This window comes from Pseudonocardia ammonioxydans (assembly GCF_900115005.1).
Lineage (GTDB): Bacteria > Actinomycetota > Actinomycetes > Mycobacteriales > Pseudonocardiaceae > Pseudonocardia > Pseudonocardia ammonioxydans.
Genome location: NZ_FOUY01000143.1, coordinates 1 through 1,829, shown reverse-complemented (window position 1 = coordinate 1,829; position 1,829 = coordinate 1). Strand labels below are relative to the sequence as shown.

General features: G+C 69.1%; 2 protein-coding genes. Both read right to left on the bottom strand.

Features of this window, described 5'->3' with window-relative positions; all coding sequences use genetic code 11:
• Window positions 1–275, bottom strand: a 275-nt coding sequence (locus tag BM093_RS34725; protein WP_177238902.1) for a cbb3-type cytochrome c oxidase subunit I, incomplete at its 3' end; no start/stop codon positions are given.
• A gap of 1,054 nt (window positions 276–1,329) precedes the next feature.
• Window positions 1,330–1,829 (bottom strand): DUF305 domain-containing protein (locus tag BM093_RS34715; RefSeq protein WP_143105728.1); only part of this gene is annotated, 500 nt, incomplete at its 5' end.

Genomic DNA, 1,829 nt, shown 5'->3' with positions numbered 1-1,829 from the left:
GCGAACAGCAGCAGCATGATCGTGCCGTGCATGGTGAACAGCTGGTTGTACTGCTCGGTCGAGAGGAACTGCAGCTCCGGACGCGCGAGCTCGGCACGGATCAGCAACGCCATCACGCCGCCGACCATGAAGAACCCGAACGACGTGACCATGTAGAGGATCGAGATGTCCTTCGGATCCGTGGTCCTCAGCATCCTGAGGACCACGGATCCCTTCCCGCTGCGGCGTGGTGGGTGTGTGTCCAACGACACCGGCCGGGGGTCGACCTGGGTCATGGAGAGGTCCTTTCGACGCGAGAGCTCCGCTCCCTGGTCGACAGCGTCGACGGTAAGGGTGCCGGGCCCGAGGAAAGATGGAACGGGCGCGCGCCAGCCCCGATGTGTCCTTGTCGGCAGTGGGGGCGACGGGCGCAGGCGAACGGCAGCAGTCACGCCAGAGCCGTTGCGGGCGTAGGCCGGGGCCAGGCGAGCGCTGTCGGCCGGTCTACGTCCGTGAGATGCCGAGCCCGATCAGTAGACGAGCACCGGCGAGGACCGATGTCTCGGGTACGGGCACCGCTACCGGCGACGGGCCGGGCGGCGGCGACCGGTCGAGCGCCGGAACGACCACCGCGGTCGGAGCGGGTCCGTGCTCGTCCTGGCGGACCTGCATGATCGGCGCGGCGTGGCTGTCCGCAGGCGAATCCGGGCAGCCCGCCGTATGGGCGCCGTCACCCGGGCCGTCCATCGTAGGAGTCAGCGTTGGGAGAGCAGCGGAGGCGCTTGCGGTCGCCGGGTGCGTCTCGGGTCTCTCGTAGCCCGAGGACAGTGGGTGTAGCGCCAGCAGCCCGACGAGGGCAGCCAGCAAGGTCACCGCGACCCCGCCCCGCTGCACCATCACGTGTCCCGTCTCGTCGTGACCCTGTCGAACTCCGACACAGCGTAGAACACTGACGACGGGAACACAGCGCCGCGCTCGTCCCGTACGCCGTCGATCCCAGCAACCGAGGTCTGCCCACGCCACTTCCTGTCCGGAGACAGGACAGCGCGTCGGACTGTGAACAGAGCAGCGACCAGTACGCGAGCCCTTCCCAGCCGCGGCGGAACGGTCCTCCGTTTCGGACCCGCATCGGCCAAGCCAGACATGAACGGGCGTGCGGATCGGCGCGGACGACGCCGCCGAACGGTCGTCTCGAGGCGCTATACCGAAGGACCACGTGTTGGCCGGGGTGCCTCGGTCACTCACGTAGTGAACATCCAGCTCAGCGGGCCGCTCCGAGGGCCCCGACGGGCCTGTCCCGACGTTGGCGCTCGCCGAACTCGCTGAGCAATCGTCGCGGAGCCCCGATGCTCAGTCCATAGGAAGGGGCTGAGCGCCCCGCGCGAGCAGTAACGACGTCATTAGCTGCGACTCCGCGGTCTGCGCGGTCAGCATCTGCGAGGCCAGGTTGCGCACGTCGCTGGTGTCGGCGTGGTCGCGACCGTACTGCAGCATCGAGGTACCGCCCTCGTGGTGGCGCAGCATCAGCTGCAGGAACACCACGTCCAGCTGGGGTGGCGGCGTCGCCCGCAGCCGGGCCAGCTCCTCGGCGGTGGCCATGCCGGGCATCCTGGACATCGAGCCGTCGGCAGTCATGGCGGCCGTGCCGTCGCCGGAGGGGTTCATGCCGGTGGCCATCCATGCCATGTGTCCGCCGGTGGGCAGCGTCGGTGCATCCCATAGGCCCAGCCAGCCCTGCATGATCCCGGCCTGCCGGTTCTGGGTGGTCTCGATGTCGAAGGCCAGCTGCCGCACCCGTGGATCGGTGCTGTGGTCGCGCGCCCAGGACGCCATCTCCACCGCCTGGCGGT